Genomic DNA, 23,326 nt, shown 5'->3' on the forward strand with positions numbered 1-23,326 from the left:
TTACCCTCTTAAAAATTCGTTTAATAACTGCTCTGTCTCATATAAAGGTAAGCCGACAACTGCAAAATAGCTACCCGAAAGATGGCTAACAAAGCGCCCACCTAAGCCTTGTATGCCATAACCACCAGCTTTATCTTGTGGCTCCCCACTATGCCAATAGGCATCAATTTCAGCATCGCTGAGCACTTTAAATGTGACATCAGTCACAACAAGACAGCTTTTTACTTGCTCACTATCAGCAATTGCCACAGCTGTCATCACTTGATGGGTACGGCCAGATAAACGCTTCATCGTGGTAGTAAAATCTACTTGGTCTAGCGGTTTACCGAGTGCGGTATCATCAATTACAACTACGGTATCGCTGCCAAGTACTGGACGGTCAATGTAACCCATAGCTACGCCTGATTGTGCCTTGAGTCTGGCAAGACGCTCTACATAGTCACGAGGGGCTTCGTTTGGGAACTGGCTTTCATCTGCATCAACGCTAAATTGAGAAAACTCAACGCCAAGTTGGCTGAGCAACTCTTTTCGGCGCGGTGATGCAGACGCCAAATAAATTGCGGTTTGCATTATCTAATCCTGAAATGACGGCGATATTTACGCAAAATTAAGAAAATCCACCACCAACAAAGCATGCCGGTTAGCACTGGCCACATATAATGGGGGCTAAAGTAAACGCCCATTAAAAAGTGGTTAAGCCAAAACTGCATGAGGTGATAAAGCGTTAAAAACAAAGCAATTAATATACTTTGCTGCCATAAAGAAAAGTTTCTAATTTTTTGGAAGTTACTAGCAGTGATAAATATACACACCGAATAAGTCAGTGAGTTCACACCTAATGGCGATCCTGATGCAAGGTCCATCAATAAACCAACCACCCAAGCTGTGCCAATATTTAAACGGTGTGGCACCGCTAATGACCAATACATTAATACCATTAACACCCAATCTGGACGATAGGGCTCAAACGAAATCGGTAACGGCATTAACGCCATAACCAATGCAAAGAAAATACTGATAGCAATCAGCAAAGAGTGACGACTATTCATTGCTCATGCTCTCCTGCTGATTACGCCACAGCACAACCAATAAGCGAATACGATCGAGTTGTGCAATGGGTTCAGCATAAACTTGTGCAAACGGACGCCCTTCATCGCGGTTAATTTCGGTCACCACTGCAACCGGATACCCCTCTGGGAACGTGCCCCCCAGACCTGAGGTAACCAGAATATCGCCAATGCGAACATCAAGGCTATGCGGAACGTGCGAAAGCTTTACTACGTTAATTTTGCCAATCCCTTCAACTACGGTTCGCACATCGTTACGTAGAATACGCACTGGTGTGGCATGGGTTGTATCTGTCATCAGTAGTACTCGAGAAGTAGTCGAGCCCACTTGAGTGATTTGCCCCACAACCCCCATTTCGTCAATGACGGCTTGACCTTCACTTAGACCATCAGTTGTACCACGGTTAATAACCACCTGATGGCTATACGGATTAGAGTGAACAGAGAGTACTTGCGCAATGATTTTACGATTTGATTGCTTAGCTGATGAACCCAGTAACGCTCGTAACTTATCGTTTTCACGAGATAAAAATTGCAATTGTTGTAGTTGTTCGCTTTGTAGTAACTGCTTCTTTTTTAACGCTTCGTTTTCAGTTAATAGCTGTTCGCGGGTGTGCAGATTCTTCGCGCCAATGCTAAATAACTCATAGGGTAAATTGGCAAGATAAATAAGTGGGCTAACCAGGGTATTTAAACTAGTGCGGATTGTTGTACCACCTTGAGTGTAGCGATCGCCCACGATCAACACGACACTCAAAAGCACTGCGACAAAAAGTCGCAGTTGCAAAGAGATGGTACGACCAAACAGTAACTTCATTAGTCGTAACTAAATACGTCACCACCGTGCATATCAATCATTTCTAGTGCCTTACCGCCACCACGAGCAACACAGGTTAATGGGTCATCAGCAACCACAACAGGAATACCGGTTTCTTCCATTAATAAACGATCTAAGTCTTTTAATAATGCACCACCACCTGTTAATACCATACCATGTGCAGAGATATCAGACGCAAGCTCTGGCGGAGATTGCTCAAGCGCAACCATCACTGCACTTACAATACCCATTAATGGCTCTTGTAATGCTTCTAAGATTTCGTGTGAGTTCAGTGTGAATGAGCGCGGTACACCTTCAGCGAGGTTACGACCACGTACTTCAATTTCAATTGGCTCGTCAGTTTTGAAGGCCGAACCAATTTGGTGTTTAATGTTTTCAGCCGTTGCTTCACCAATTAAACTACCAAAGTTACGGCGTACATAGTTGATAATCGCTTCATCAAACTTGTCACCACCGATGCGTACAGATGAAGAGTAAACCACACCATTTAGTGAAATAATGGCAACCTCAGTTGTACCACCACCGATATCAACAACCATCGAACCCGTTGCTTCAGATACAGGCAAACCTGCACCAATCGCCGCAGCCATTGGCTCTTCAATTAAATAAACTTCACGTGCACCAGCACCCATTGCTGATTCACGAATAGCACGTTTTTCAACTTGAGTTGCACCACAAGGCACACAAATAAGTACACGCGGGCTTGGACGCATAAAGTTGTTGTTATGCACTTGTTTAATAAAGTGTTGAAGCATTTTTTCTGTCACATAGAAGTCAGCAATAACGCCGTCTTTCATTGGACGAATCGCTTTAATGTTACCCGGAGTACGACCTAACATTTGCTTAGCTTCAGTACCTACAGATGCCACGCTCTTAGGGCCACCAGCACGCTCTTGACGAATAGCAACAACTGAAGGCTCGTTTAATACGATACCTTCTTCTTTTACATAAATTAGGGTATTGGCTGTACCCAAGTCGATCGATAGATCGTTTGAAAAAATACCACGGAGTTTTTTAAACATGAGGCTGGATGACCTTTGAAAAATTCATTCTTATACTAGCTGCTCTCACTCTATCATGCTAATCATGAGAAAGCGCAACTGCTTTATTTAAATTGCTAAAAAAGGAAGCATCCATTGCTTCCTTTTCAAATTTCTATCGTTCGCGTACTAAACGGAAACCGATATAGTTTGCACGGAAATCTGGCGCTAAGATTAAGCGCGTTGATACGCGTGCTAGGCTAGGGGCAAAATTCCATGCACCGCCTCGAACAGCCACATCAGACTGTCCTGACTTTTTGTTTGTCCATTCCCACACATTACCTACTGTATCGTATAGGCCAAATGCGTTAGGAGAAAACGATCCTGTTGGTGCAGCGCTCTTATTTGACCATTCGCTACCACACCAGCCACAGTTCGCTAGATTCTTTCCAATTTCGTTACCCCAAGGGTATTCAGTTTCTTTACCTGCGCGTGCAGCGTACTCCCACTCAACCTCATTGGGTAAACGAAATAACTGGCCTGTTTGACCCGATAACCAATCTGCATACGCTTTGGCATCATTGTAAGTTAAACAAACCGCCGGAAAATCACTTTCTTGATCAAAGCCTGGGTTACGCCAGTTTAGGGTTGCTTCCCACACTGGTTCACCATTTAAGTAATACGCACAGCCGCGATCTTTTTCTGCTTCTGTTTTGTAGCCCGTATTCGCAACGAATTGCTCATACTCGCCAACGCTTACTTCTTTGCTTTGCATTGCAAATGAATTAGCAATGGTTTTTTCTACCACTGGACGTTCATTCGCTAAACCGTTGCCGTTAATATCACCCATCTTAAATTTACCAGCGGGTATAACCACAATGCTGGCAGAGCTGGTTTTATTAACAATACTTGCAACGGGTGCTATTACTGGTTGAGTTGGTGCCGTAGTAACCTCAGCAACAACTGGTTCTGGTACTTTCACTAGATTTGCATTAATTGTTTGCGCTTTACGCAGATCAATTCGCGCTTTATAGCTTTTGTAGCCTCGTTTGCGAATTTCAATTTCATGGAAACCTTTTGGTAATGATGTCGTTAACCTAGTTGCGCCATAGCTCACACCATCAATAAACACTTCGTCATCATAAACATTTGAACGCAGTGTTAATTCAACCATTTTAGATTTTTTTAGATCAGGTAATGGTTCAACCTTTATTGGCTTTTTTACAGAGTAATCGCTTACAGGTTGTTCACTCATACGTGAAACCGATACCACCTGCCCATTATCCTGAGGATCACTGAATGTTAACTGACTATCTGAATATGTGGTCCCATAGCTTGGCTGAAAGTTTCCAGCTAAAGGTGTGCCATAGTCTGCACAAAAACGGTTGTCTAAATTAAGTAAGCTACATAAACGGCTACTATTTACATCACCGCGCATCGTCACGCTTAAGTTAACGTTGTAGTTACCTTGCCCACTAAAAGCGCTATTCACTACATGGCTACTTAAAATCTTAACTTGTGCACCAGCAAGGTTGCGTTTTGGTTCAACTAAACGCTCTTCAGTTAAGTTAGCAAAAATTTGGTCTACAAAACGTTTAGTGGCTTTTTGTAAGCCCATTTGCTGGCCGCGCTGTTCACATGCAGCAAGTGTTTCAGTGCGCTTACAGTTAATTGTGTGATTAACCTCTAATGTGCCTTCACGAGTGAATTCGTTACGTAAACGCTCAACACGTGCCGTTGCTAACTGCTCTTTTAAACTTTCTAAGGTGTTTAACTGTGTATGTTTTGATACACGAATTTGCTCAATGTCTTTTCTATGTGAAGCAATTGCCGCCAATTGCATCGAAATATCATCTTTGTTTTGTTTGTGATCAACAACCGCTTTTTGATAGCGCGACTGCGCATTGCTGATATCAAGGGTTGGGTCATCAATTAGTCGGCGGTACATCTCGTTCATTGCATCTAGCGCTTGATTCTTTTCTTTGTCTAGCTCAGTTGAGCGGGCGCGCAATAATTCGAGTTGTTTTTGTAACTGACTTTCTTCTTTTAGGTGTTTTTCGAGGATTAGGGTCGAGTTATCGTATTCGGCTTGTTTTTTACTGATCTCTGATTCAATGCCAGTTACCGTAGCAGTATCTTGTGCAAATGCACTAGTTGCTAGCAAACTAACTGAAATTAACAGAGATAAAGGAGCAATTCGCATATATTCCATTCCCAAAAAGCGGCAATTATTTGGTCATTATTATTTTTTTATAATTAAACTCTTATGCTATGTACTTGCAAAGCAAAACACAAGCTTTGTTCAATTATTATCTGAGTTTACATCTATTACCTTAGTTGATGCCAGTAAATAACAAAATCATTTTGGTTTAATTGACTAATTTCTATCTGTAAGACAACTTTGCTACAATTGGATGTGTTTTTTTACTGAATGATACCGTGTACACTTTCTTTGAATCACCAATACAAACTGTTAATCACCCATTACTAACTGCACGTAAAATTCACCTTAGTATCAAGCGTGATGATCTTATTCACCCACAAATTAGTGGCAATAAATGGCGTAAGTTAAAATTTAACTTAGATGCTATGAAACAACAGAGGAAATCTGAGTTACTCACTTTTGGTGGTGCGTTTTCAAATCATATCCATGCTACGGCCACTGCAGGCAAACTATTTGGTTTTAAAACCCATGGTATTATCCGCGGCCCCGAATTAGATGAAGCAAACCCAACACTAAATTACGCTAAACAATGTGGAATGAGCTTGCACCCTGTTAATCGTATTACTTACCGTTCAAGGCACGATCAAACTTATTTGGCAAAATTACAAAAGCAGTTTCCTAATGCGTACATATTACCCGAGGGTGGCACCAACGCAGCAGCGCTTTTAGGCTGCAAAGAATTAGCACAGAGCTTACCAAGTTGTGATGTGCTTGTTTGTCCAACAGGTAGTGGTGGCACATTAGCGGGCTTAATTGAAGGTATGCCAGAGCATACTCAGTTATTAGGTGTGGCAGTGTTAAAGCAAGCTCACTATTTAATTGAGGAAATAAAGCAGCTCAGCAATAAAGCAATGCTACAGCAAAACTGGCAGCTGCTTTGCGATTTCCATGATGGTGGCTACGGAAAGTTTAGCGATACTTTGTGGCAGTTTTGTCAAACGTTTACTAAGCAACACGCAATCCCACTTGAACCTATTTATAGCGGTAAAATGCTTTATGCCGTTTGGCAACTAATTGAACAAGGTTATTTTAGTGAAGGAACGCGCATTATTGCTGTCCATACTGGTGGGCTGCAAGGTTTAGATGGCCTTAAATATCGAAGGCTAATAGACTAACTATGAGGCGTAATATCAGCCAGCCTTTGCAATGGCTCTGCAAAGTAAAAACCTTGTGCAGCTACTACACCTAGGTTTTTCAAGGTAGCGAGTTCGTTTTGAGTTTCTACCCCAACCGCATACACTGGAAAGTTTAATTCTGTGCCTTTAGTAATTATTTGTTTAACCGTTTTTTGTTGCTGAGTATTAGTATCAATATTGTGAATAAGCTCAAACGCCAGCTTAATACTGCGTACACTTTTGATATTTTTTTTATAAGTTGCTAGATGCTCTGCACTGCGAACATTATCGATAACAATACCTGCCGACAGTGTTTCTAAACATTCAAATTGTGCACTAAGCTTTTTATGTTGTTTTAAATAATCATCTTCACTGAGTTCAAATTGCAATTTATCTGTACAATTAAAATCATCCATTTGCTGTTTAAACCAAACCCAAAACTCATCATTAAACCAATTCATTGCATGCAAATTGATGCTTACTATTAATGTGCCAGTTTCGTTCACCAGCATTTTCTTCACTTGCGAAACCACTGTTTTATCCAACAGCAAGACATCTTTTTTACTGCTCATGTGCGGAATAAAGTGCCGCGCAGCCAACAAACCTAAGTTTTTATGGCGTATGCGGATCAATGCCTCGTGCTGCAAAATGTCACCTGTTTGTAAGTCAAACAACGGCTGAAAAAACAACATAAAATGCTTTTTCTTTATATATTCAAAAAGGTGCTCTTTGCTATCAGCCAAAATACTTGACTGTGTATGACCAAAAGGCAAGCGGTGAATATGCTGCCAAGCACTTTGTTTCGCCAATGCTAATGCCGATTTCGTAAGCTGATATACAACGGCCTGATCGGCGCCTGTACGGTAATTACATACGCCAATTTTAATATCAGAGCGAGACAAGTCACTTCGGTAGTTTAAGCAAGCTTGATATATAACTTGATGTAATCGCTTAGTGTATTTGTCGACTTCAGTAGCAGGTACACTATTTAAGGTCACGGCAATACCACCAGATGGCAACAATTTAACAGAACGATTTACAAGCTCACCAAACCCTTTAGCTATTACTAATTTAAAGTAATTATCAACGTCGAGGTTGGCAGGAAATGGGTTCTTCCAAAAAAACAACGCAAACAAGTGATTATAATTTGTGGGTACACCATACAAAATATTCAAATCTTGATGGCCTAAAGGTTTTGGCGATGCTATTTTTTTTGTCGCCGACTGAATACTCGGCTTCTTAGTTGGATTAATTATTGGTTTATCTACGACAGCCAATTGCTTGAACATTTTTTTCCACCAGCGAAACCCCCAATACCCTGCTCCAAGCAAGATTAAATTTAAGAAAATAAATAAGTGGCTTTCGACCAGCCAAGAAGGCCAATGAAAAAGACGTAGATTAACCGTTTTATAGCTAAACACCTCTTGTTCAAGGTTAATAAAATTTGCAAAGTTAGAGGGTACGTCACTGACACTCACAGCAAAGCCTTGGCTCTTAGCTAATGAAGCAATAATATCTTGCGAGGCAACTGGGTCGAGATTTAACTCATAAACCTGTTTGGCAAGCTCAGTCCCTGTGCGATGCACTTTGTCGTGCAGCACATCACTTAAGAAAATATTAAAAACAACCAATAGCAAAAACGCGGCCATCATATAGATGACCACCGGTTGCTTGAATTGTGAAGTTAAATCTCGTTTCATTTCACAGGTTAGTTGCTTAAACATATACAAAGTGTTGTCCAAGAACCCTATAAATACAAGGCTGCAGGGCGATTTAAAGCAAGATCAGAAAAATCCTATAACCAGCGCTGTCAAAAGTTTTGTAATTTTAAACACCTAGCAATAATAGTTAATGAGAATTATTTTGTAACCAACACGACTCAATTAAAGAGTAGTGATACGGAGTGTTATGCAAATAAAAAACCCAGCTACTAGGCTGGGTTTAAAATATTGCAAACACTTAACGGTGTCTGGTCATTTAGAACGGGATATCGTCATCAAAGTCGATTGGTGGTTCCATTGGATTTGATGCGCCACCTTGTGGTGCATTTTGAGGCTTAGGAGCAAAACCACCTTGTTGAGGTGCGCTGCTTTGCTGCTGACCATAACCGCCACCATATTGGTTATTGCTTTGTTGTTGTGGTGCAGATTGCTGTTGCGGACGCTGTTGCTGCTGTGCTGGCGCAGACTGTTGCTGTGGAGCATAACTATTATTGCTTTGTGATTGCTGAGCACCACCGCCGTATCCGCCACCTTGTTGCTGACCACCTTGGTAACCGCCTTGTGATTGACCACCTTGATAGCCACCACCTTGTTGCTCACCACGGCCGCCTAACATTTGCATTTGACCGCCCATGTCTACCACGATTTCTGTGGTGTATTTTTCTTGGCCTGATTGATCAGTCCATTTACGGGTTTGTAAACGACCTTCAATGTACACTTGTGAACCTTTGCGAAGATACTCACCAGCAACTTCTGCTAGTTTGCCAAATAACACGACACGGTGCCATTCAGTACGCTCTTGCATTTGCCCTGTGTTTTTATCTTTCCAGCTATCTGTCGTAGCAATGCTGATATTCGCTACGCCATTGCCATTAGGCATATAACGTACTTCTGGATCTTGGCCTAAATTACCAACCAAGATAACTTTGTTCACACCGCGTGCCATGGAACTTCTCCTATAAAACGTTAGATTAAACCAGCCACTTTGCGTGCTTGGTCTAGGTCAAATTCTTTATCATTAATCTTTAAATAGCTGCGATTTTCATCACAGACGACCGTTGCTTCAATTACGCCCGGTAAAGCAACAAGACGAGAAGCAAGCGCTTGTGCCTGCTGCTCTGAACTTAATTCAGTCATTAAGCTAATTATTTTACTTCTTGGTGGGACTTGCATATTCCAAGCAAGGATAAGCCATATTACCCCAACAAGTGCCGCCGCCGCAAACACTGCTTGCGCACTTAATGCTTGAGCAACGTAACCTCCTAATAAACCACCTAAAAAGGCACCAAAAAACTGCGTAGATGAAAATACCCCCATCGCAGAACCTTTCTGGTTTGCAGGGGCAATACGCGACACAAGTGCAGGCATGGTTGCCTCTAAAAAGTTAAAAGCAATAAAATAAACCAGCATACAAATGCCAATGCCAATCACCGAATCAACCCATAACGACATCGCTAACATACTTAAAACAAGTAGCGCGATTGAGCCAATAAAGGCTTGTTTTTCTTTTTCTTTACGAATCGCCACAATCATCATCGGTGCCATCAAGAAAAACGCTAAAAACAGCACAGGGATATATAAGTACCAATGGTGATCTGCAATTAAACCATCTTTTATAAGCTGCCCTGGTAAGGCTACAAATACGGTAGTTAATGTAAGGTGAAGTAGCATTACACCGAAATCAAGGCGCGCTAATTGTGGGTGTTTAATGAGTTGTTTAATGTCATCAACTGTCGCTAGCGTATCACCTCTTGGTGCCTTACTAACAGCATTTGGCACTAAAAATAACACGATTAAAATACCTAAAATGGCAAGTCCAGCAGTAAGCCAAAATACCCCAGCGACTCCCCAAGATGCAGCGACAATTGGCCCAAGTAACATGGCGACTGCAAAGCTCATACCGATACACATACCGATTACAGCCATCACTTTCGGGCGTTGTTCATCACGGCTTAAATCAGAAGCAAGCGCTAATAACGCACTGGCAATTGCCCCCATCCCCTGTAGTGCGCGCCCTAGCGTAACCATTTGCACAGACTCAGCCGTTGCCGCTATCACAGAGCCAAGAGCAAACACACAAAGGCCACCTATAATGACTTTTTTACGGCCAATTTTATCTGACAACCAACCCATTGGGATTTGCAAAACAGCTTGTGTTAAACCATAAGCACCAATAGCAAAGCCAATCCAAAGCGGTGAAAACCCTTCCAACTGCTGACCATAAATCGCCAATACTGGCATCAGCATAAATAGGCCAAGCATACGGAATGCAAATACGCTCGCCAACGAAACGGCAGCGCGTTTTTCTCGAGAGTTGAGTGAAGATGCTGTCATGAATTACTGATCTTGCTGTCTATTTAAAATTTGAGCGTGGATTCTACCACAAGCGAAAACTAAATAATCACCTGTAAGTGATGATTTTTTCTTTGATCAAGGATTAATCTTATCGCGTATTATGAGATACTGAAAAAATAATTAGGTAATAAAACGAGATAGCATGGAAAACATTGAAGTCCGAGGCGCCCGTACGCATAATTTAAAAGACATCAGCCTAACCATTCCCCGTGATAAGCTGATAGTTATCACTGGCCTATCTGGTTCAGGGAAATCGTCTTTAGCGTTTGATACTTTGTATGCAGAAGGGCAACGTCGTTATGTTGAATCACTGTCAGCGTATGCAAGACAGTTTTTATCGCTAATGGAAAAACCCGATGTGGATCACATTGAAGGTTTATCGCCTGCTATCTCTATTGAGCAGAAATCAACGTCGCATAACCCGCGTTCAACGGTTGGTACTATCACCGAGATTTACGATTACCTACGTTTATTATTTGCCCGTGTAGGTGAGCCACGCTGCCCTACTCACGACTTACCTCTTGCAGCACAAACCATCAGCCAAATGGTTGATACTGTTTTAGCCCTACCTGAAGGCAGTAAGCTAATGCTGTTAGCGCCGGTCGTCAAAGATCGCAAAGGTGAGCATGTTAAGTTGCTTGAACAACTAGCAAGCCAAGGCTTTATTCGCGCTCGTATCGATGGCGAAGTATGTGACTTATCTGATCCACCTACCCTTGAGCTTCATAAAAAGCACACCATCGAAGTGGTCGTTGACCGCTTTAAAGTAAAAGATGGCCAACAACAGCGTTTAGCTGAATCATTCGAAACCGCCCTTGAGCTGTCGAGTGGTATTGCCCATGTAGCGGCAATGGACGACTCACTTAGCGAAGACATGCTGTTTTCAGCTAACTTTGCCTGCCCTACTTGTGGCTATGCCATGAGTGAGCTTGAGCCTCGCTTATTCTCGTTTAATAACCCAGCAGGTGCGTGTCAAAGTTGCGATGGTTTAGGTGTACGCCAGTACTTTGATCCAAACCGTGTTGTGCAAAATCCAGAGCTAAGCTTATCTGGCGGTGCAATTAAAGGCTGGGACAAACGCAGCTTTTATTACTTTCAAATGCTGCAAGCAGTCGCAGAGCATTATAAGTTTGACCTAGAAGTGCCTTTCCAAGAACTTAGTAAAGATGCGCAAAAAGTTATTCTTGAAGGCTCTGGCAAAACCAAAATTGCCTTTAACTACCGTAACGACCGTGGTGATTTAATTACTCGTAACCATGAGTTTGAAGGCGTTTTGAATAATATGAATCGCCGCTACCGTGAAACCGAATCAAACTCGGTTCGCGAAGAGCTCGCTAAATACCAAACAAGCCAAGCGTGCCCGAGCTGTCATGGCTCTCGATTACGTGAAGAAGCTCGCCACGTATTTATTGGCCAAACAAACCTACCAGCCATCACCACTATGAGCATTGGTGAAAGCATGGCATTTTTTGATGGTTTGAATTTAACTGGTCAACGCGCACAAATTGCCGATAAAATTCTCAAAGAAATTCGCGATCGTTTATCTTTCTTAATTAATGTGGGCCTTAATTATTTATCGCTTGAACGAAGTGCCGACACTCTGTCAGGTGGTGAAGCGCAGCGTATACGTTTAGCAAGCCAAATTGGTGCTGGCCTTGTTGGTGTTATGTACGTATTAGATGAACCATCAATTGGTTTGCACCAGCGCGATAACGATCGCCTGCTAAAAACCCTTATTCACTTACGTGATTTAGGCAATACGGTGATCGTGGTTGAGCATGACGAAGATGCCATTCGCGCTGCGGATCATATTATCGATATTGGCCCAGGTGCGGGTGTTCATGGCGGCCATGTGATTGCACAAGGTACCCATGACGATATTTTAGCGAGCAAAGATTCAATCACAGGTCAGTATCTCTCTGGAGAGAAGAAAATTGAAGTGCCAGCGGCTCGCCATCAAACCAACGACAAATGGCTTGAGCTATTTGGTGCCACAGGTAACAACTTAAAGAACGTTGATTTACGTATTCCATTTGGCTTAATGACCTGTATCACAGGTGTATCAGGCTCAGGTAAATCGACGCTTATCAACGACACTTTATTTAAGCTGGCTCATACAGAGTTAAATGGCGCAACTACCGCAGAGGCGGCACCGTATAAGTCAATCAAGGGTCTAGATCATTTTGATAAAGTCATTGATATTGACCAAAGCCCAATTGGCCGTACTCCGCGCTCAAACCCTGCAACTTACACCGGTATATTTACCGGTATTCGTGAGCTATTTGCAGGTACTCAAGAAGCCCGCTCGCGAGGCTATAAAGTCGGTCGTTTTAGCTTTAACGTTAAAGGTGGTCGCTGTGAGGCTTGCCAAGGCGATGGCGTGATCAAGGTAGAAATGCACTTTTTACCTGATGTGTATGTTCCTTGTGATGTGTGTAAAGGTCAGCGCTACAACCGCGAAACGCTTGAAGTACAATACAAAGGTAAAAACATTCACCAAGTACTCGAAATGACTGTTGAAGATGCCCGTGAATATTTTGATAAAATTCCGGCTATTGCACGTAAACTGCAAACCTTAATGGACGTGGGCTTGTCGTATATTCGCTTAGGTCAAGCAGCAACAACCCTCTCTGGTGGTGAAGCGCAGCGTGTGAAACTGGCTCGTGAGCTTTCAAAACGCGATACCGGCAAAACCTTATATATCCTTGATGAACCAACTACTGGTTTACACTTTGCCGATATTCAGCAATTATTAGTAGTACTTCACCGCTTACGCGATCATGGTAATACCATTGTTGTTATTGAGCATAACCTTGACGTGATCAAAACCGCAGACTGGATTGTCGATTTAGGCCCAGAAGGTGGCTCAGGCGGTGGTGAAATTTTAATTTCAGGTACACCTGAAGATGTCGCCGATTGTGAGCGCTCACACACCGGAAGATATTTAAAACCACTACTTTAAAAAGGAAATTGCGTGCGTAGGTATTTAAAAATTGCAAAATGGCGCGCTAATAAACAGTTTCAACAACAGCAACGTAGCTGGCAGCCACATAGAACAAGGCTGGTTGAACGATTACAAGCTATTTGGTTTAACTTAAGTACCGCACAAAAGCTTTATCTTTTAGCATTAAGCAGCCTGATTGTTGTGCAATCGGGCTGGCTAAGTGCCTCTATCACAATTGTTGCGTTAGTTATTGAATTTTGGCCCAAGTTTAATCAGCTTTGGCATTCGCTTGCTGGTAAAGCACTGATTTTAATATTCTACGCCAGTGTCGCTAATTTTGTGTTAGCCAGTGCGAGCGGTATTGTAAATGATGTAACACATGTTTCTGCCAGTCATTTTAACTACACACATAACTTTGCCACCCTCTTATATTTACCCCCTTGGGCTATGGGCATTAGCTTAGTTACATTGTTGTTATTTCAACTTTTTTTACCTTTTTATATTTTTATTCTTTTGTTGATAAAACCGTTTGGTTCTGAGCGAATTAAGTTTATTAGCCAAAGTTACTCACCGCTGTTAACCGCTATATTGCGTTTTATATTAGCGTCAGTCGTATTTATTAATCTAATTTCGTTTATTGACGACAAGCCAGTTGAAGAAGTGGTAGACGATGTTGTCAGCAGTTTTGCAGATAGCAAAGCTATTGCAGAGGAGACACCTACTGATCAGCAAAAAGCAGTTGAAGAACTCAGTGAAAAAATAGAGCAGCAATTACCAGACAGCAGCAATTCTGTGCCGATTCTAAGGCGAGATGTAGATATTGAAGGTGATAGCGAAACTGCGCAAAATCTACGTCAGTTTTTAGACACTAAGGGTTACTTTGAAAGGAGTAAACGCTTAATTGCTATGTTTGCTTATAGCTTTGAGGCTGATAGCTATTCTCGCTGTTTAAAATCACAGAGCAGTAAAACTGTTGAGCTGAATGATTATGAAATTGTGCAAGTAACCCCGGATCACAATGCCGAATACGGCTATCGATTTGAAGTCATTGCGTGTGACTCACCTGGTGTCACTCCAGTAGCAAAGTAACGCAGCAATCAATACTACTCGCTTGGCTTACTGCGTTTTTCTCTGATGAAATGAAATACCGAAAGCCCAATAAAGCCAAAGCAAACTAAGGCGATTACTAAGTTGGGTATAAAAATAAGCAGCATGCTTGCGTCATAGCCGACCTTTGCGAAGGCTGCGCAAAGGCTACCAATAATAAGTTCAGTTAAAATTAGCTCCCATTCTAATGAGCTATTCGCAGCCACAGTTTTAGCCGCATAATGTTTTACTTTAAAGCCCATACCAAAACCTAATAGTTCCTATTTTAATACACCTACACTAGCATCAAAATGCACAGACTCAAAAATAATAGACAATAAAACCTTATTTAACCCCGTAAGGATTAGACATAAAACATTGAAATTAAAAAGATTAACTTTTTAGAACCTTATAAATAAATCGCTTAGATGTAGATAAGCGACTCTCACTATTTTCCTCGCTATTGTAGTTTCCATCAACGGGCTACCAACCAATTTTGCTTCGCTGATAAAACTAACCAACCAATTAAAGGAATTAAATTATGACCAGCTCAGTTTTAAAAATGATGTCACTTCTAACAGTAACGGTAATTGTTTTTACATCACCAAACACCTTATTAAATAGTCAAAATGCCCAAAAGCTAAATCAGCAATTAGAGACCTCTATCGAGGCTTCTATTGAACAAATGAACAATAAAATTGATCACCAAATTGAGCAACAGCTCAATAAGTAATATCTAGCTTGTCCAATATACTGGGCAAGCTTCATCTAATTAACAGGCTTAAGTAATGAAAACACTGACTCGACACTTACTCATCTCATCGATTGCAGTATCAGGCTTATTAATATGTGAATTTAGTATTGCTAAAAGTGCTGTTTGGCTGGTAAGTAAAGGTGATAAATATATTTACATTGCTGGCTCAATTCATGTTTTGCCTCCGAAAGAGATACCATTACCTGCAGAGTTTAATCAGGCTTATCATCTGGCAGATACCTTAGTACTTGAAGCTAATATGCCAGCACCAAGCAATAGCTCGGCACAACTGACAATGCTCAAAGCTCTCAGCTACCCAGCGGGTGAAACCTTAAGTGGCAAGCTGACAGCACACGTGAAGCAACGATTAGAAGAGCAACTAAACCGCTATGACATGCAACTCAGCGAATTCGATAGCTTTCGCCCGTTTATGGTGGGTTTGTTGATGATGTCGTTGGAGCTGAAAAAGCAATCGCTTTTGGGTGAAGGTGTCGATAGCTACCTTACTAAATTAGCTAAAAAAGATAGCAAAAAATTAGCCTACCTTGAAAGCTTAGCTTATCAATTACATCTATTTAAGGAATTAGGCAGCCAAAACGAAAATGCCTTTATTGAATCACAGTTAACGCAAATTTCTCGCTATCAGCATGATTATATTGCCATGCTCGCTGCATGGCGAAACGGCAATATGCGGGCAATGAATGAGCTTATCATCATGCCATTGAAAGAACATGATCCCCACACTTATCAAATACTCATAAAGCAACGCAATTTGAATTGGCTTAATCATATTGAGCACTATTTAACTGATCAGCAAAAAGAGCTGGTAGTCGTTGGCGTAGCTCACTTGGCCGGAGAAGATAGCCTATTAGCCTTGTTAAAAAATAAAGGTTATGAAATTAAGCAGTTGAATACAGATGAGGAATAAGAAAATGGAAAAAACCGACAAAACCGCCGCAGCACTTATCTGTTTGTTTACTGTTTTAATTGTGCTTAGCTTTTAATAAAAAATACCGCTTAAAAGCGGTATTTTTATATGTGACTTAAGTAATAGCTTACGGACGCGGGATAAAACCAACAGCGTCATATACTGCTTTTAATGTTTTTTCAGCGCGAATACTCGCCTTTTCAGCACCTGATTTCATAATACTATCAAGCAGTGACTGATCTTCGCGAATTTCTTTAAAACGTGTCTGGATCGGCTCAATCATACTAACAACAGCTGCTGCTGTGTCTTTTTTCAGGTGACCATACATTTTATCTTCGTACTCAGGTACTAAGTCTTCAATTGAGCGCTTAGTAGCCACAGATAATAAAGTTAGTAAGTTAGATACACCTGGCTTTTCTTCACGATCAAAGTAGATACGTGCTTGTTCGTCTGAATCGGTTACTGCTTTTTTCAGTTTCTTTTCAATCTTCTTCGGCTCATCTAATAACATAATGTAACCGTTTGGATTTTCATCAGACTTAGACATTTTCTTAAGAGGATCTTGTAAGCTCATTACACGTGCGCCAAACTCAGGAATGTACGGCTCAGGCAGTTTGAACACATCACCGTATAGGTTGTTAAAACGTGTTGCGATATCACGAGTTAACTCAAGGTGTTGCTTTTGATCTTCACCTACTGGTACTTGATCTGCTTGGTATAACAAAATATCAGCAGCTTGCAGTACAGGGTAAGAGAATAATCCCACGTTTACGTTATTAGCATGCTTAGATGATTTATCTTTAAACTGCGTCATACGATTAAGCTCACCCATTTGAGCATAACAGTTTAATACCCAGCTTAGCTGTGCATGTTCTGGCACTTGAGACTGTACGAATAACGCAGCTTTCTCTGGGTCGATACCGCATGCAGCATATAGCGCAATACCGTCAAGTACGCGCGAGCGTAGTTGCTCTGGATCTTGGCGAACCGTAATGGCGTGCAAATCTACTAACATAAAGAAACTTTCGTGGTCTTCCTGTAGCTTAAGCCACTGGTTAATAGCGCCAACATAGTTGCCTATTGTCATACCACCGGTTGGCTGAATGCCACTTAACACTACTGGTTTACTCATGATGTTCCTTTATATTTTTACTAAACTAAAAAGACGAATTTAAAATGCTCTTACCTTTGAGTAAGAACGGGTATTATATCTAAGAAATTCTCGCAGAGGTACTCTGGATTGAAATCAGCAAGGTTTTCACCTTGGTTATAGCCATAACCGAGCGCGACAACGTCAACATTAGCAGCTTTTGCTGCCAAAATATCACTTTTTGAGTCGCCTATCATAACCGCTTTGGCAGGGCTGACATCGAGTTGCTGACAAGCAAATTGTAAAGCCTCAGGTGATGGTTTCTTTGCCATATCATCACCACACACAATCAATTGAAAATGACTGGTCAGTGAGAGTTTATCAAGTAGCTTCTCGGTAAAACGACGTGCTTTATTGGTGATCACCACTTTAGGAATACCAGCAAGTGCAGCAAGCCCTGTTTCTACATGTTGATAAAGCGCACTATAGTCACCCACAACTTGGTCATAGTGCTGATAAAACAAATTAATAGCTCGCTCAGTAAGAGCTTCATCTAAATGCTCACTGACTTGCATATCGCCACTCAAACCGCGTTTAACGAGCGTTTCTATACCATTACCTACCCAGCTTTCAACTAGCTTCTGTGTAACAACCGGAAATGCTAGGTCAGTTAGAGTCAGGTTCATCGCAATGTATAAATCATAAACACTATCAACTAAGGTGCCATCTAAATCGAAAAAAGCCGCATCGTATTTCATGACTCAACCTTTGCAAGTTCACTACGCATTGCATCAATGACCACTTTGTAATCTGGTTGATTGAAAATCGCAGAACCAGATACAAACATATCAGCTCCTGCTTCTGCTATTTTAGCAATGTTATCAACACCCACACCACCATCAACTTCTAAACGAATATTGCGACCTGAATCATCAATAATTTTACGCGCTTGGCGAAGCTTTTCGAAAGTATGTGGAATAAAACTTTGCCCGCCAAAACCTGGGTTAACCGACATTAATAACACCACATCTACTTTATCAAGCACATGTTCAAGATAACTAAGACTCGTAGCTGGATTAAACACGAGTCCTGCTTGGCAGCCACTATCCTTTATTAATTGTAAAGTACGGTCAATATGCTCACTCGCCTCTGGGTGGAAGCTAATAATAGATGCGCCTGCATCAGCAAAGTCGGGAATTAAGCGATCGACAGGCTTCACCATAAGGTGCACATCAATAGGAGCTGTGATGCCGTAATCGCGCAGTGCTTTACAAATCATTGGGCCAAAGGTTAAGTTTGGCACATAGTGGTTATCCATTACATCGAAATGTACAACGTCAGCCCCGCTTGCAATTACACGATCAACATCTTCACCTAAACGGGCGAAGTCAGCTGATAAAATAGAAGGGGCAATTAAATACTTTTGTAATGTTTCCAACATAAAAGATTCCATCATAATTTGCGACTGCAAGAAGAGCGCATAATGTAACCCAATCGACAGCTGATTAAAACACCACAGCTGACTGTTAAGAGGCTATTACTTAAGGCTAGTCCTTTTAGCTTATTGAATTAAAGTGAATTTAATCAAAAATTGAACAATAACTCTATTCAGCTACTTGCATTGACAACCCCAAATAAAACAAAAAATAAACATAAAATTTACTTTAAAGAACTAATTTTATTATATTTTTATTTAATTCAGCCTTAATTAAGTTTGTTATTTGAGCAATTATTATGTATGCTTGTCTAAATAACACAAACAAGGGTTATTCTCATGCGTGCTTTTAAAATAGGGATCTTAATCGCGTCCGCACTTACGGTTGCTACGTTTGTATCTTTTTCATCTGCCGATGAAGACGACTTTTTAGCAGCGGCGTCTAGTTGCTCATGCAATACACTAAGCGCATCGTCATCATCTGCTCAATGTATGAAAGCAGAACAAGAAACAGGATGGTTTTCTTGGTTAACTGGTGATAGCCGCAGCGCTCAATTCCATTATCTTGATTTACTTGAGTTATTAACAAGTAGTGAAGAGTCAAAGAAAGTTAGCAGTTTAGGTTCTAAGTTCTAAATCGCATGAACAAATTCATTAGTGCATTGCAAAGTGTCTTCGCGGCATTTTTTGGTGTGCAATCAGAAGACAAACGTCAAGCTGACTTCAAAGAGCATTCACTCAGTACTATCATCATCATCGCGCTCATCTTATTTAGCCTGTTTGTAGCAGCGATTTATTTCACCGTTTCTTTGGTGCTAAATACATAGCCATTAACTCATTCACTTTATTACGTGAACCGCCCTTCGGACTAATAGTTCGCTTCACCTGAATTTCATCAAGTGAAGCTTGGCTATAGATTTTACGAGTCCATACTGTATCGTGATTAGATATGAGCACTGGTGTGTTATTTTCGAATGCAGTTTGCTCAGCCAAATTAGCCAAGTTAGCCTGATCATCTAAATTGAAGCCACCTTTAGCGTAAGAAGTAAATGATGCAGTTTTACTCAAAGGCACATATGGTGGATCGCAATACACAACTGCATTATTAGGAATAAGCTTAAATACCTCGTCATAACCTAAACAAGTAAAGGTTGCTTGCTGCGCTTTTTCAGCAAAAAAGTGCATTTCTTTTTCAGGAAAATAAGGGCGCTTATATTTACCAAAAGGGACATTAAAAATACCTTTAAGGTTGTAGCGACACAAACCGTTATAGCCATGGCGATTCATGTATAAAAATAAAATTGCACGCTCATACACATCACTGCTTTGATTAAACTGAACACGATACTCATAATAGGCTTCAGGGTGGTTATTAAGCTCTACAAACAACTTCTTTGCATCGCTAATAAATTCATCAGGTGTTCGCTTTAGCTCAGTGTAAAGGTTGATCAGATCCGCATTGATATCGTTTAAAATATAATGCTTAAAGTCCGTATTAAGGAATACAGAGCCAGCACCAACGAAAGGTTCAACTAAGGTGTCAGCATCCATACTCGCTTGCTTCAAGCGGGTACGAATATCTTCAACTAGGCTGTATTTTCCACCTGCCCATTTAAGGAAGGCTCTGGTCTTTTGCTGCATCTGCTCTTAACTTCAATTCTGTGTTGCGCGATTTTACACTAATCAGTTTTAATTTACTGATTAAGTGAAGCGATTTCTTGTTTAATTTTACTTATTTTTTTATAAAATGGCTGATTTTTACGCACATTATCAGAAAGTGTTGTTACACCTTTCTTAGCTTCATTCAGTGTGGCATAACTGCCATAAGTTACAATCCACCAAGGCTTACCACTGCGTAGACTTCGGTATGTATTAACCTGCCCTAGCAAATCATTTTCACTAATAAATTTATCGCTAATTTCTGGTTTAGTAACCGCAAGTAATTGGATGACATAATGATCGTCTGGCTGAGTTAAATACCAAGCATTACCTTCAAGCGTTAGCTCAGATTCAGTAGTTTGCTCGAGCGCAGCTACTACCGGCTTAGTATTAGTATTTATCGCTGTCGCTATTTCCTCTGTGCTTTGCTGCTCGCTATCTTGTGCTGCATGTTGTTGCTCAGCAGGAAAAAGGCTATCGACAATCGCAGCAACATTATTGTCATGGATTTCGTTCTCATGACTTTCTTTTTCTGAAGTTTCTACTGGCGGTTGAGCAACTGGGGTGGTATTTACAGCATGTTCAGTAATGGCTTGCTCTGGTTTTGTTAGCTTATCTAACGCTTGTTCTGATACTCGCTCGTCACTTTCTACTTGCCTATTGACTATCGTCTCTGCGGGCAGCGCTGTTGCCACAGCGCTCACTGTATCTTGCTGATAATGCGCTTTCCACCACTCGGTCATATCCGCTTTATACAAAAAGCCAATAATTAACAACATTGTTGTGAGTAACAACAAAATTATATAAAGCAATTTGTAGCTTTTTTCTGGTACTCGAATGTCTGCGCTTTGTTGCTCGGGCTGCCATGCAAGTAATAAAGCTGGATTACCATGAGCCTCTTGTAAAAAGGTGCGAAAAACAGGATCTTCTTCAACCGGCAGGTTATCGAAAAACCAACGCATAAGCTGTTTGCTTTCGCTCAAATTCAGCGCTTCTAGATGAATTTCAACAGCTTGACTAAATTGCCCTACCGACTGGGATGCTATTAAAATGTATAGTGTGCTCGGGCTTTGCTTTGCTAAAATTTCTAGTTGCTGGATTAACTCTTCAGATAAATGACGCCCTCCATCAATCACCCATAAGCAATCACCACAAGGCTGTTGTTTATAAAGTTGATAGAAGTTTTCAGACAAACTCAAAGAGTGGTCTATCAGTGGGTTACTAAAGCTTTGTTCAAGCAGTTCGGTCATAAACTGCTGGTCGGTCATTTTTCCCGACAATTGAACAAACGCCTTGTTAAAGTCGAGGTATTTATCTGTAATAAAGGTTTCTAGTAAATAACTTTTGCCTAGCCCCGATGGACCAAGTAAGCAAATTAGGTTTTGCCCATATTCAAACTGCAGAGCGATTCGATCAACTAGCGCAGCACGGCTAGGCAATATTTGTGATTGCATTAGCGCGCTATTAAATCACAAACCTGCTGATCAGTAACATCACTTACCAGCGCACATTGACCAAATTGGGTTGGAAGAATAAAGCGAATAGTACCTTTCTTATTTTTCTTATCTTTACGCATATGTGTTAAAAATTGCTCACCAGTCATATCTCTTGGAATATCAACAGGTAAATCATACTCAGCAATCAATTTAACAATGCGTTCAACTTCAATAGCAGTTAAATCACCACGGGTTTGCGCTAAACGAGCTGCGAGCACCATACCTGCCGCAACGGCTTCGCCGTGTAACCAATTGCCATAACCCATTTGTGCTTCAATCGCGTGCCCAAAGGTGTGTCCTAAGTTTAGCAGTGCACGTAAGCCAGCTTCTTTTTCATCTTGTGCAACAATCAAAGCTTTAATTTCACAACAACGGTAAATCACATGCTGCAAAGTTTGCTCGTCAAGTGATTTAAGGTTGTTAATATTTTGCTCTAGGTAAGCAAATAATTCAGTGTCGTAAATGAGGCCGTACTTAATAACCTCAGCCATACCTGCAGCAAATTCACGCTCGGGCAAAGTATGCAGCGATTGAGTATCGATGAATACAGCTTGTGGTTGGTAAAACGCGCCAATCATGTTTTTACCAAGAGGATGATTTACTGCCGTTTTACCACCTACAGACGAATCAACTTGCGAAAGCAAAGTAGTTGGCACCTGAATAAAAGGCACACCACGTTGATAACATGCAGCAACAAAGCCGGTTAAGTCGCCAACAACACCACCACCTAAGGCAATAAGACAAGTATCGCGACCACAGTTATGTTCAAGTAAGAACGCCGAAATCTTTTCAAACCACTCAAGTGATTTGTATTGTTCGCCATCAGGGATGGTAAAAGATAACGGGTTAAGATCAGCCAACGACGTCATTACATCATCAAGATATAAAGGTGCAATGGTGTCGTTGGTGATAATGATAGGTCGACAATCGCCGATGTGCTCGCGTAGCCGACCAGTCTCTTTAAGAGCAGATTGACCAATATAAATAGGATAACTTCGCTCGTCCAAATTAACTGTTAATTCAAGCATAGCTAGTTCCCTTTTTATTATTGGTTTTTAAAAATCTAATTTCTCGATGATTTGATTAGCAACAACTTTCGCGCTTTGCTCATCAGTGCGGACAACAAAATCAGCAACTTCTTTGTATAACGGTTCGCGTTCTTCAGCTAAGCGTTCTAATACATCACGCGGTGCTTCTTCTGTTTGCAATAATGGGCGACGCTTGTCGCGCTGCGTGCGTGCAACTTGCTTTTCGATTGGTGTCTCTAGGTATACAACGATACCGCGAGCAGATAGCTTGTTACGCACTTCTTTACTGATCACAGAACCACCACCAGTAGCAAGCACAATACCTTGCATCTCTGTTAGGTCTGAAATTACAGTTTCTTCACGAAGTCGAAAGCCCTCTTCACCCTCAAGATCGAACACCCAAGCAATATCTGCTCCAGTGCGACGCTCGATCTCTTGATCTGAATCGAAAAATTCAAGGTGTAATTGATCAGCAATGTGACGACCAATTGTGCTTTTGCCAGCCCCCATAGGGCCCACTAGAAATATATTACGTTTCTCAGCCATATCTTTTTAGTACAAACGAACTCTAAAATTTGAAATAAAACCCCGCCTAACGACCTGGCC

At 41.2% G+C, this 23,326-nt stretch carries 23 protein-coding genes; 7 read left to right on the top strand and 16 right to left on the bottom strand.

The window, feature by feature from the left end; all coding sequences use genetic code 11:
* From EVU92_RS01805 to EVU92_RS01825, 5 genes are all read right to left on the bottom strand, one after another.
* Entirely contained in the window at positions 1–570 is a 570-nt protein-coding gene (locus EVU92_RS01805) for a nucleoside triphosphate pyrophosphatase (protein ID WP_130049774.1), read from the bottom strand.
* Positions 570–1,049 (bottom strand): rod shape-determining protein MreD, encoded by a 480-nt coding sequence (mreD, locus tag EVU92_RS01810; RefSeq protein ID WP_054552785.1) that lies wholly within the window; start codon positions 1,047–1,049, stop codon positions 570–572. Before mreD ends, EVU92_RS01805 begins: the two co-directional genes overlap by 1 nt.
* Positions 1,042–1,884 carry a rod shape-determining protein MreC gene (gene mreC / locus EVU92_RS01815; RefSeq protein WP_130049775.1) on the bottom strand — a complete coding sequence of 281 codons (843 nt, stop codon included), beginning with the start codon at positions 1,882–1,884 and terminating at the stop codon, positions 1,042–1,044. Before mreC ends, mreD begins: the two co-directional genes overlap by 8 nt.
* Complete coding sequence (locus EVU92_RS01820; RefSeq protein WP_054552787.1) at positions 1,884–2,927, bottom strand: rod shape-determining protein; 1,044 nt, start codon at positions 2,925–2,927, stop codon at positions 1,884–1,886. The genes mreC and EVU92_RS01820 overlap by 1 nt, the downstream gene beginning before the upstream one ends.
* Positions 2,928–3,060: 133 nt before the next feature.
* Positions 3,061–5,088 (bottom strand): formylglycine-generating enzyme family protein, encoded by a 2,028-nt coding sequence (locus EVU92_RS01825; RefSeq protein ID WP_130049776.1) that lies wholly within the window; start codon positions 5,086–5,088, stop codon positions 3,061–3,063.
* 236 nt (positions 5,089–5,324) lie between these two features.
* On the opposite strand from EVU92_RS01825, the gene EVU92_RS01835 reads away from it, so the two are divergent.
* On the top strand, positions 5,325–6,224 hold the full coding sequence (locus EVU92_RS01835; protein ID WP_233786783.1) for a pyridoxal-phosphate dependent enzyme: 900 nt from the start codon (positions 5,325–5,327) through the stop codon (positions 6,222–6,224).
* Here the strand turns inward: EVU92_RS01835 and EVU92_RS01840 are convergent.
* From EVU92_RS01840 to EVU92_RS01850, 3 genes are all read right to left on the bottom strand, one after another.
* Positions 6,221–7,948 carry an EAL domain-containing protein gene (locus EVU92_RS01840; protein WP_130049779.1) on the bottom strand — a complete coding sequence of 576 codons (1,728 nt, stop codon included), beginning with the start codon at positions 7,946–7,948 and terminating at the stop codon, positions 6,221–6,223. The two genes, EVU92_RS01835 and EVU92_RS01840, sit on opposite strands and share 4 nt — an antisense overlap.
* 253 nt (positions 7,949–8,201) lie before the next feature.
* Positions 8,202–8,891, bottom strand: coding sequence for a single-stranded DNA-binding protein (ssb, locus tag EVU92_RS01845; protein WP_054563349.1), 690 nt, complete (start codon positions 8,889–8,891; stop codon positions 8,202–8,204).
* A 20-nt stretch (positions 8,892–8,911) separates the two neighbouring features.
* The gene (locus EVU92_RS01850) at positions 8,912–10,279 is read right to left on the bottom strand and encodes an MFS transporter (RefSeq protein WP_130049780.1); all 1,368 of its coding nucleotides are present in this window, start codon (positions 10,277–10,279) and stop codon (positions 8,912–8,914) included.
* 163 nt (positions 10,280–10,442) lie between these two features.
* Here EVU92_RS01850 and uvrA point away from each other — a divergent pair, with 163 nt between their 5' ends.
* Both uvrA and EVU92_RS01860 read left to right on the top strand, forming a co-directional pair.
* Positions 10,443–13,262, top strand: a complete 2,820-nt coding sequence (gene uvrA, locus EVU92_RS01855; protein WP_130049781.1) for an excinuclease ABC subunit UvrA — start codon at positions 10,443–10,445, stop codon at positions 13,260–13,262.
* A gap of 12 nt (positions 13,263–13,274) precedes the next feature.
* Positions 13,275–14,333, top strand: a complete 1,059-nt coding sequence (locus tag EVU92_RS01860; protein WP_130049782.1) for a hypothetical protein — start codon at positions 13,275–13,277, stop codon at positions 14,331–14,333.
* A gap of 14 nt (positions 14,334–14,347) precedes the next feature.
* Here EVU92_RS01860 and EVU92_RS01865 read toward each other — a convergent pair whose 3' ends face one another.
* Positions 14,348–14,593 (bottom strand): hypothetical protein, encoded by a 246-nt coding sequence (locus EVU92_RS01865; RefSeq protein WP_130049783.1) that lies wholly within the window; start codon positions 14,591–14,593, stop codon positions 14,348–14,350.
* A gap of 278 nt (positions 14,594–14,871) precedes the next feature.
* On the opposite strand from EVU92_RS01865, the gene EVU92_RS01870 reads away from it, so the two are divergent.
* Together EVU92_RS01870 and EVU92_RS01875 are read left to right on the top strand one after the other, a co-directional pair.
* Positions 14,872–15,063, top strand: a complete 192-nt coding sequence (locus EVU92_RS01870; protein WP_130049784.1) for a hypothetical protein — start codon at positions 14,872–14,874, stop codon at positions 15,061–15,063.
* A gap of 55 nt (positions 15,064–15,118) precedes the next feature.
* Complete coding sequence (locus EVU92_RS01875; protein ID WP_130049785.1) at positions 15,119–16,012, top strand: TraB/GumN family protein; 894 nt, start codon at positions 15,119–15,121, stop codon at positions 16,010–16,012.
* Between the two features lie 127 nt (positions 16,013–16,139).
* Here the strand turns inward: EVU92_RS01875 and trpS are convergent, their stop codons facing one another.
* Genes trpS through rpe form a run of 3 tightly spaced genes read right to left on the bottom strand, consistent with a single transcriptional unit; the run spans position 16,140 to position 18,543 of the window.
* A complete protein-coding gene (gene trpS, locus EVU92_RS01880; RefSeq protein ID WP_130049786.1) occupies positions 16,140–17,144 on the bottom strand; it encodes a tryptophan--tRNA ligase in 1,005 nt (334 codons plus the stop codon).
* 50 nt (positions 17,145–17,194) lie between these two features.
* On the bottom strand, positions 17,195–17,860 hold the full coding sequence (locus tag EVU92_RS01885; protein WP_130049787.1) for a phosphoglycolate phosphatase: 666 nt from the start codon (positions 17,858–17,860) through the stop codon (positions 17,195–17,197).
* The gene (gene rpe, locus EVU92_RS01890) at positions 17,857–18,543 is read right to left on the bottom strand and encodes a ribulose-phosphate 3-epimerase (RefSeq protein ID WP_130049788.1); all 687 of its coding nucleotides are present in this window, start codon (positions 18,541–18,543) and stop codon (positions 17,857–17,859) included. Before rpe ends, EVU92_RS01885 begins: the two co-directional genes overlap by 4 nt.
* Before the next feature lie 333 nt (positions 18,544–18,876).
* Between rpe and EVU92_RS01895 the strand changes: the two genes are divergently transcribed.
* Both EVU92_RS01895 and EVU92_RS01900 read left to right on the top strand, forming a co-directional pair.
* Complete coding sequence (locus tag EVU92_RS01895) at positions 18,877–19,173, top strand: hypothetical protein (protein WP_130049789.1); 297 nt, start codon at positions 18,877–18,879, stop codon at positions 19,171–19,173.
* Positions 19,174–19,178: 5 nt separating this feature from the next.
* Entirely contained in the window at positions 19,179–19,364 is a 186-nt protein-coding gene (locus EVU92_RS01900; protein WP_130049790.1) for a DUF2970 domain-containing protein, read from the top strand.
* Here EVU92_RS01900 and EVU92_RS01905 read toward each other — a convergent pair.
* Genes EVU92_RS01905 through aroK form a run of 4 tightly spaced genes read right to left on the bottom strand, consistent with a single transcriptional unit; the run spans position 19,336 to position 23,266 of the window.
* Entirely contained in the window at positions 19,336–20,178 is an 843-nt protein-coding gene (locus EVU92_RS01905) for a Dam family site-specific DNA-(adenine-N6)-methyltransferase (RefSeq protein ID WP_130049791.1), read from the bottom strand. The genes EVU92_RS01900 and EVU92_RS01905 overlap by 29 nt on opposite strands.
* Before the next feature lie 53 nt (positions 20,179–20,231).
* Complete coding sequence (locus tag EVU92_RS01910; RefSeq protein ID WP_130049792.1) at positions 20,232–21,650, bottom strand: AAA family ATPase; 1,419 nt, start codon at positions 21,648–21,650, stop codon at positions 20,232–20,234.
* Positions 21,650–22,720 (bottom strand): 3-dehydroquinate synthase, encoded by a 1,071-nt coding sequence (gene aroB / locus EVU92_RS01915; protein WP_130049793.1) that lies wholly within the window; start codon positions 22,718–22,720, stop codon positions 21,650–21,652. Before aroB ends, EVU92_RS01910 begins: the two co-directional genes overlap by 1 nt.
* A gap of 27 nt (positions 22,721–22,747) precedes the next feature.
* Positions 22,748–23,266, bottom strand: a complete 519-nt coding sequence (gene aroK / locus EVU92_RS01920) for a shikimate kinase AroK (protein ID WP_036973192.1) — start codon at positions 23,264–23,266, stop codon at positions 22,748–22,750.
* Positions 23,267–23,326: the final 60 nt, after the last annotated feature.

It is taken from the genome of Pseudoalteromonas sp. MEBiC 03485, from assembly GCF_004195145.1.
Taxonomy (GTDB): Bacteria; Pseudomonadota; Gammaproteobacteria; order Enterobacterales; family Alteromonadaceae; genus Pseudoalteromonas; species Pseudoalteromonas apostichopi.

Coding starts and splice junctions, on each gene's coding strand:
- EVU92_RS01805 (WP_130049774.1), bottom strand. CDS start 570: ATGCAAACCGCAATTTATTTGGCGTCTGCATCACCGCGCCGAAAAGAG.
- mreD (WP_054552785.1), bottom strand. CDS start 1,049: ATGAATAGTCGTCACTCTTTGCTGATTGCTATCAGTATTTTCTTTGCA.
- mreC (WP_130049775.1), bottom strand. CDS start 1,884: ATGAAGTTACTGTTTGGTCGTACCATCTCTTTGCAACTGCGACTTTTT.
- EVU92_RS01820 (WP_054552787.1), bottom strand. CDS start 2,927: ATGTTTAAAAAACTCCGTGGTATTTTTTCAAACGATCTATCGATCGAC.
- EVU92_RS01825 (WP_130049776.1), bottom strand. CDS start 5,088: ATGCGAATTGCTCCTTTATCTCTGTTAATTTCAGTTAGTTTGCTAGCA.
- EVU92_RS01840 (WP_130049779.1), bottom strand. CDS start 7,948: ATGTTTAAGCAACTAACCTGTGAAATGAAACGAGATTTAACTTCACAA.
- ssb (WP_054563349.1), bottom strand. CDS start 8,891: ATGGCACGCGGTGTGAACAAAGTTATCTTGGTTGGTAATTTAGGCCAA.
- EVU92_RS01850 (WP_130049780.1), bottom strand. CDS start 10,279: ATGACAGCATCTTCACTCAACTCTCGAGAAAAACGCGCTGCCGTTTCG.
- uvrA (WP_130049781.1), top strand. CDS start 10,443: ATGGAAAACATTGAAGTCCGAGGCGCCCGTACGCATAATTTAAAAGAC.
- EVU92_RS01865 (WP_130049783.1), bottom strand. CDS start 14,593: ATGGGCTTTAAAGTAAAACATTATGCGGCTAAAACTGTGGCTGCGAAT.
- EVU92_RS01870 (WP_130049784.1), top strand. CDS start 14,872: ATGACCAGCTCAGTTTTAAAAATGATGTCACTTCTAACAGTAACGGTA.
- EVU92_RS01875 (WP_130049785.1), top strand. CDS start 15,119: ATGAAAACACTGACTCGACACTTACTCATCTCATCGATTGCAGTATCA.
- trpS (WP_130049786.1), bottom strand. CDS start 17,144: ATGAGTAAACCAGTAGTGTTAAGTGGCATTCAGCCAACCGGTGGTATG.
- EVU92_RS01885 (WP_130049787.1), bottom strand. CDS start 17,860: ATGAAATACGATGCGGCTTTTTTCGATTTAGATGGCACCTTAGTTGAT.
- rpe (WP_130049788.1), bottom strand. CDS start 18,543: ATGTTGGAAACATTACAAAAGTATTTAATTGCCCCTTCTATTTTATCA.
- EVU92_RS01895 (WP_130049789.1), top strand. CDS start 18,877: ATGCGTGCTTTTAAAATAGGGATCTTAATCGCGTCCGCACTTACGGTT.
- EVU92_RS01900 (WP_130049790.1), top strand. CDS start 19,179: ATGAACAAATTCATTAGTGCATTGCAAAGTGTCTTCGCGGCATTTTTT.
- EVU92_RS01905 (WP_130049791.1), bottom strand. CDS start 20,178: ATGCAGCAAAAGACCAGAGCCTTCCTTAAATGGGCAGGTGGAAAATAC.
- EVU92_RS01910 (WP_130049792.1), bottom strand. CDS start 21,650: ATGCAATCACAAATATTGCCTAGCCGTGCTGCGCTAGTTGATCGAATC.
- aroB (WP_130049793.1), bottom strand. CDS start 22,720: ATGCTTGAATTAACAGTTAATTTGGACGAGCGAAGTTATCCTATTTAT.
- aroK (WP_036973192.1), bottom strand. CDS start 23,266: ATGGCTGAGAAACGTAATATATTTCTAGTGGGCCCTATGGGGGCTGGC.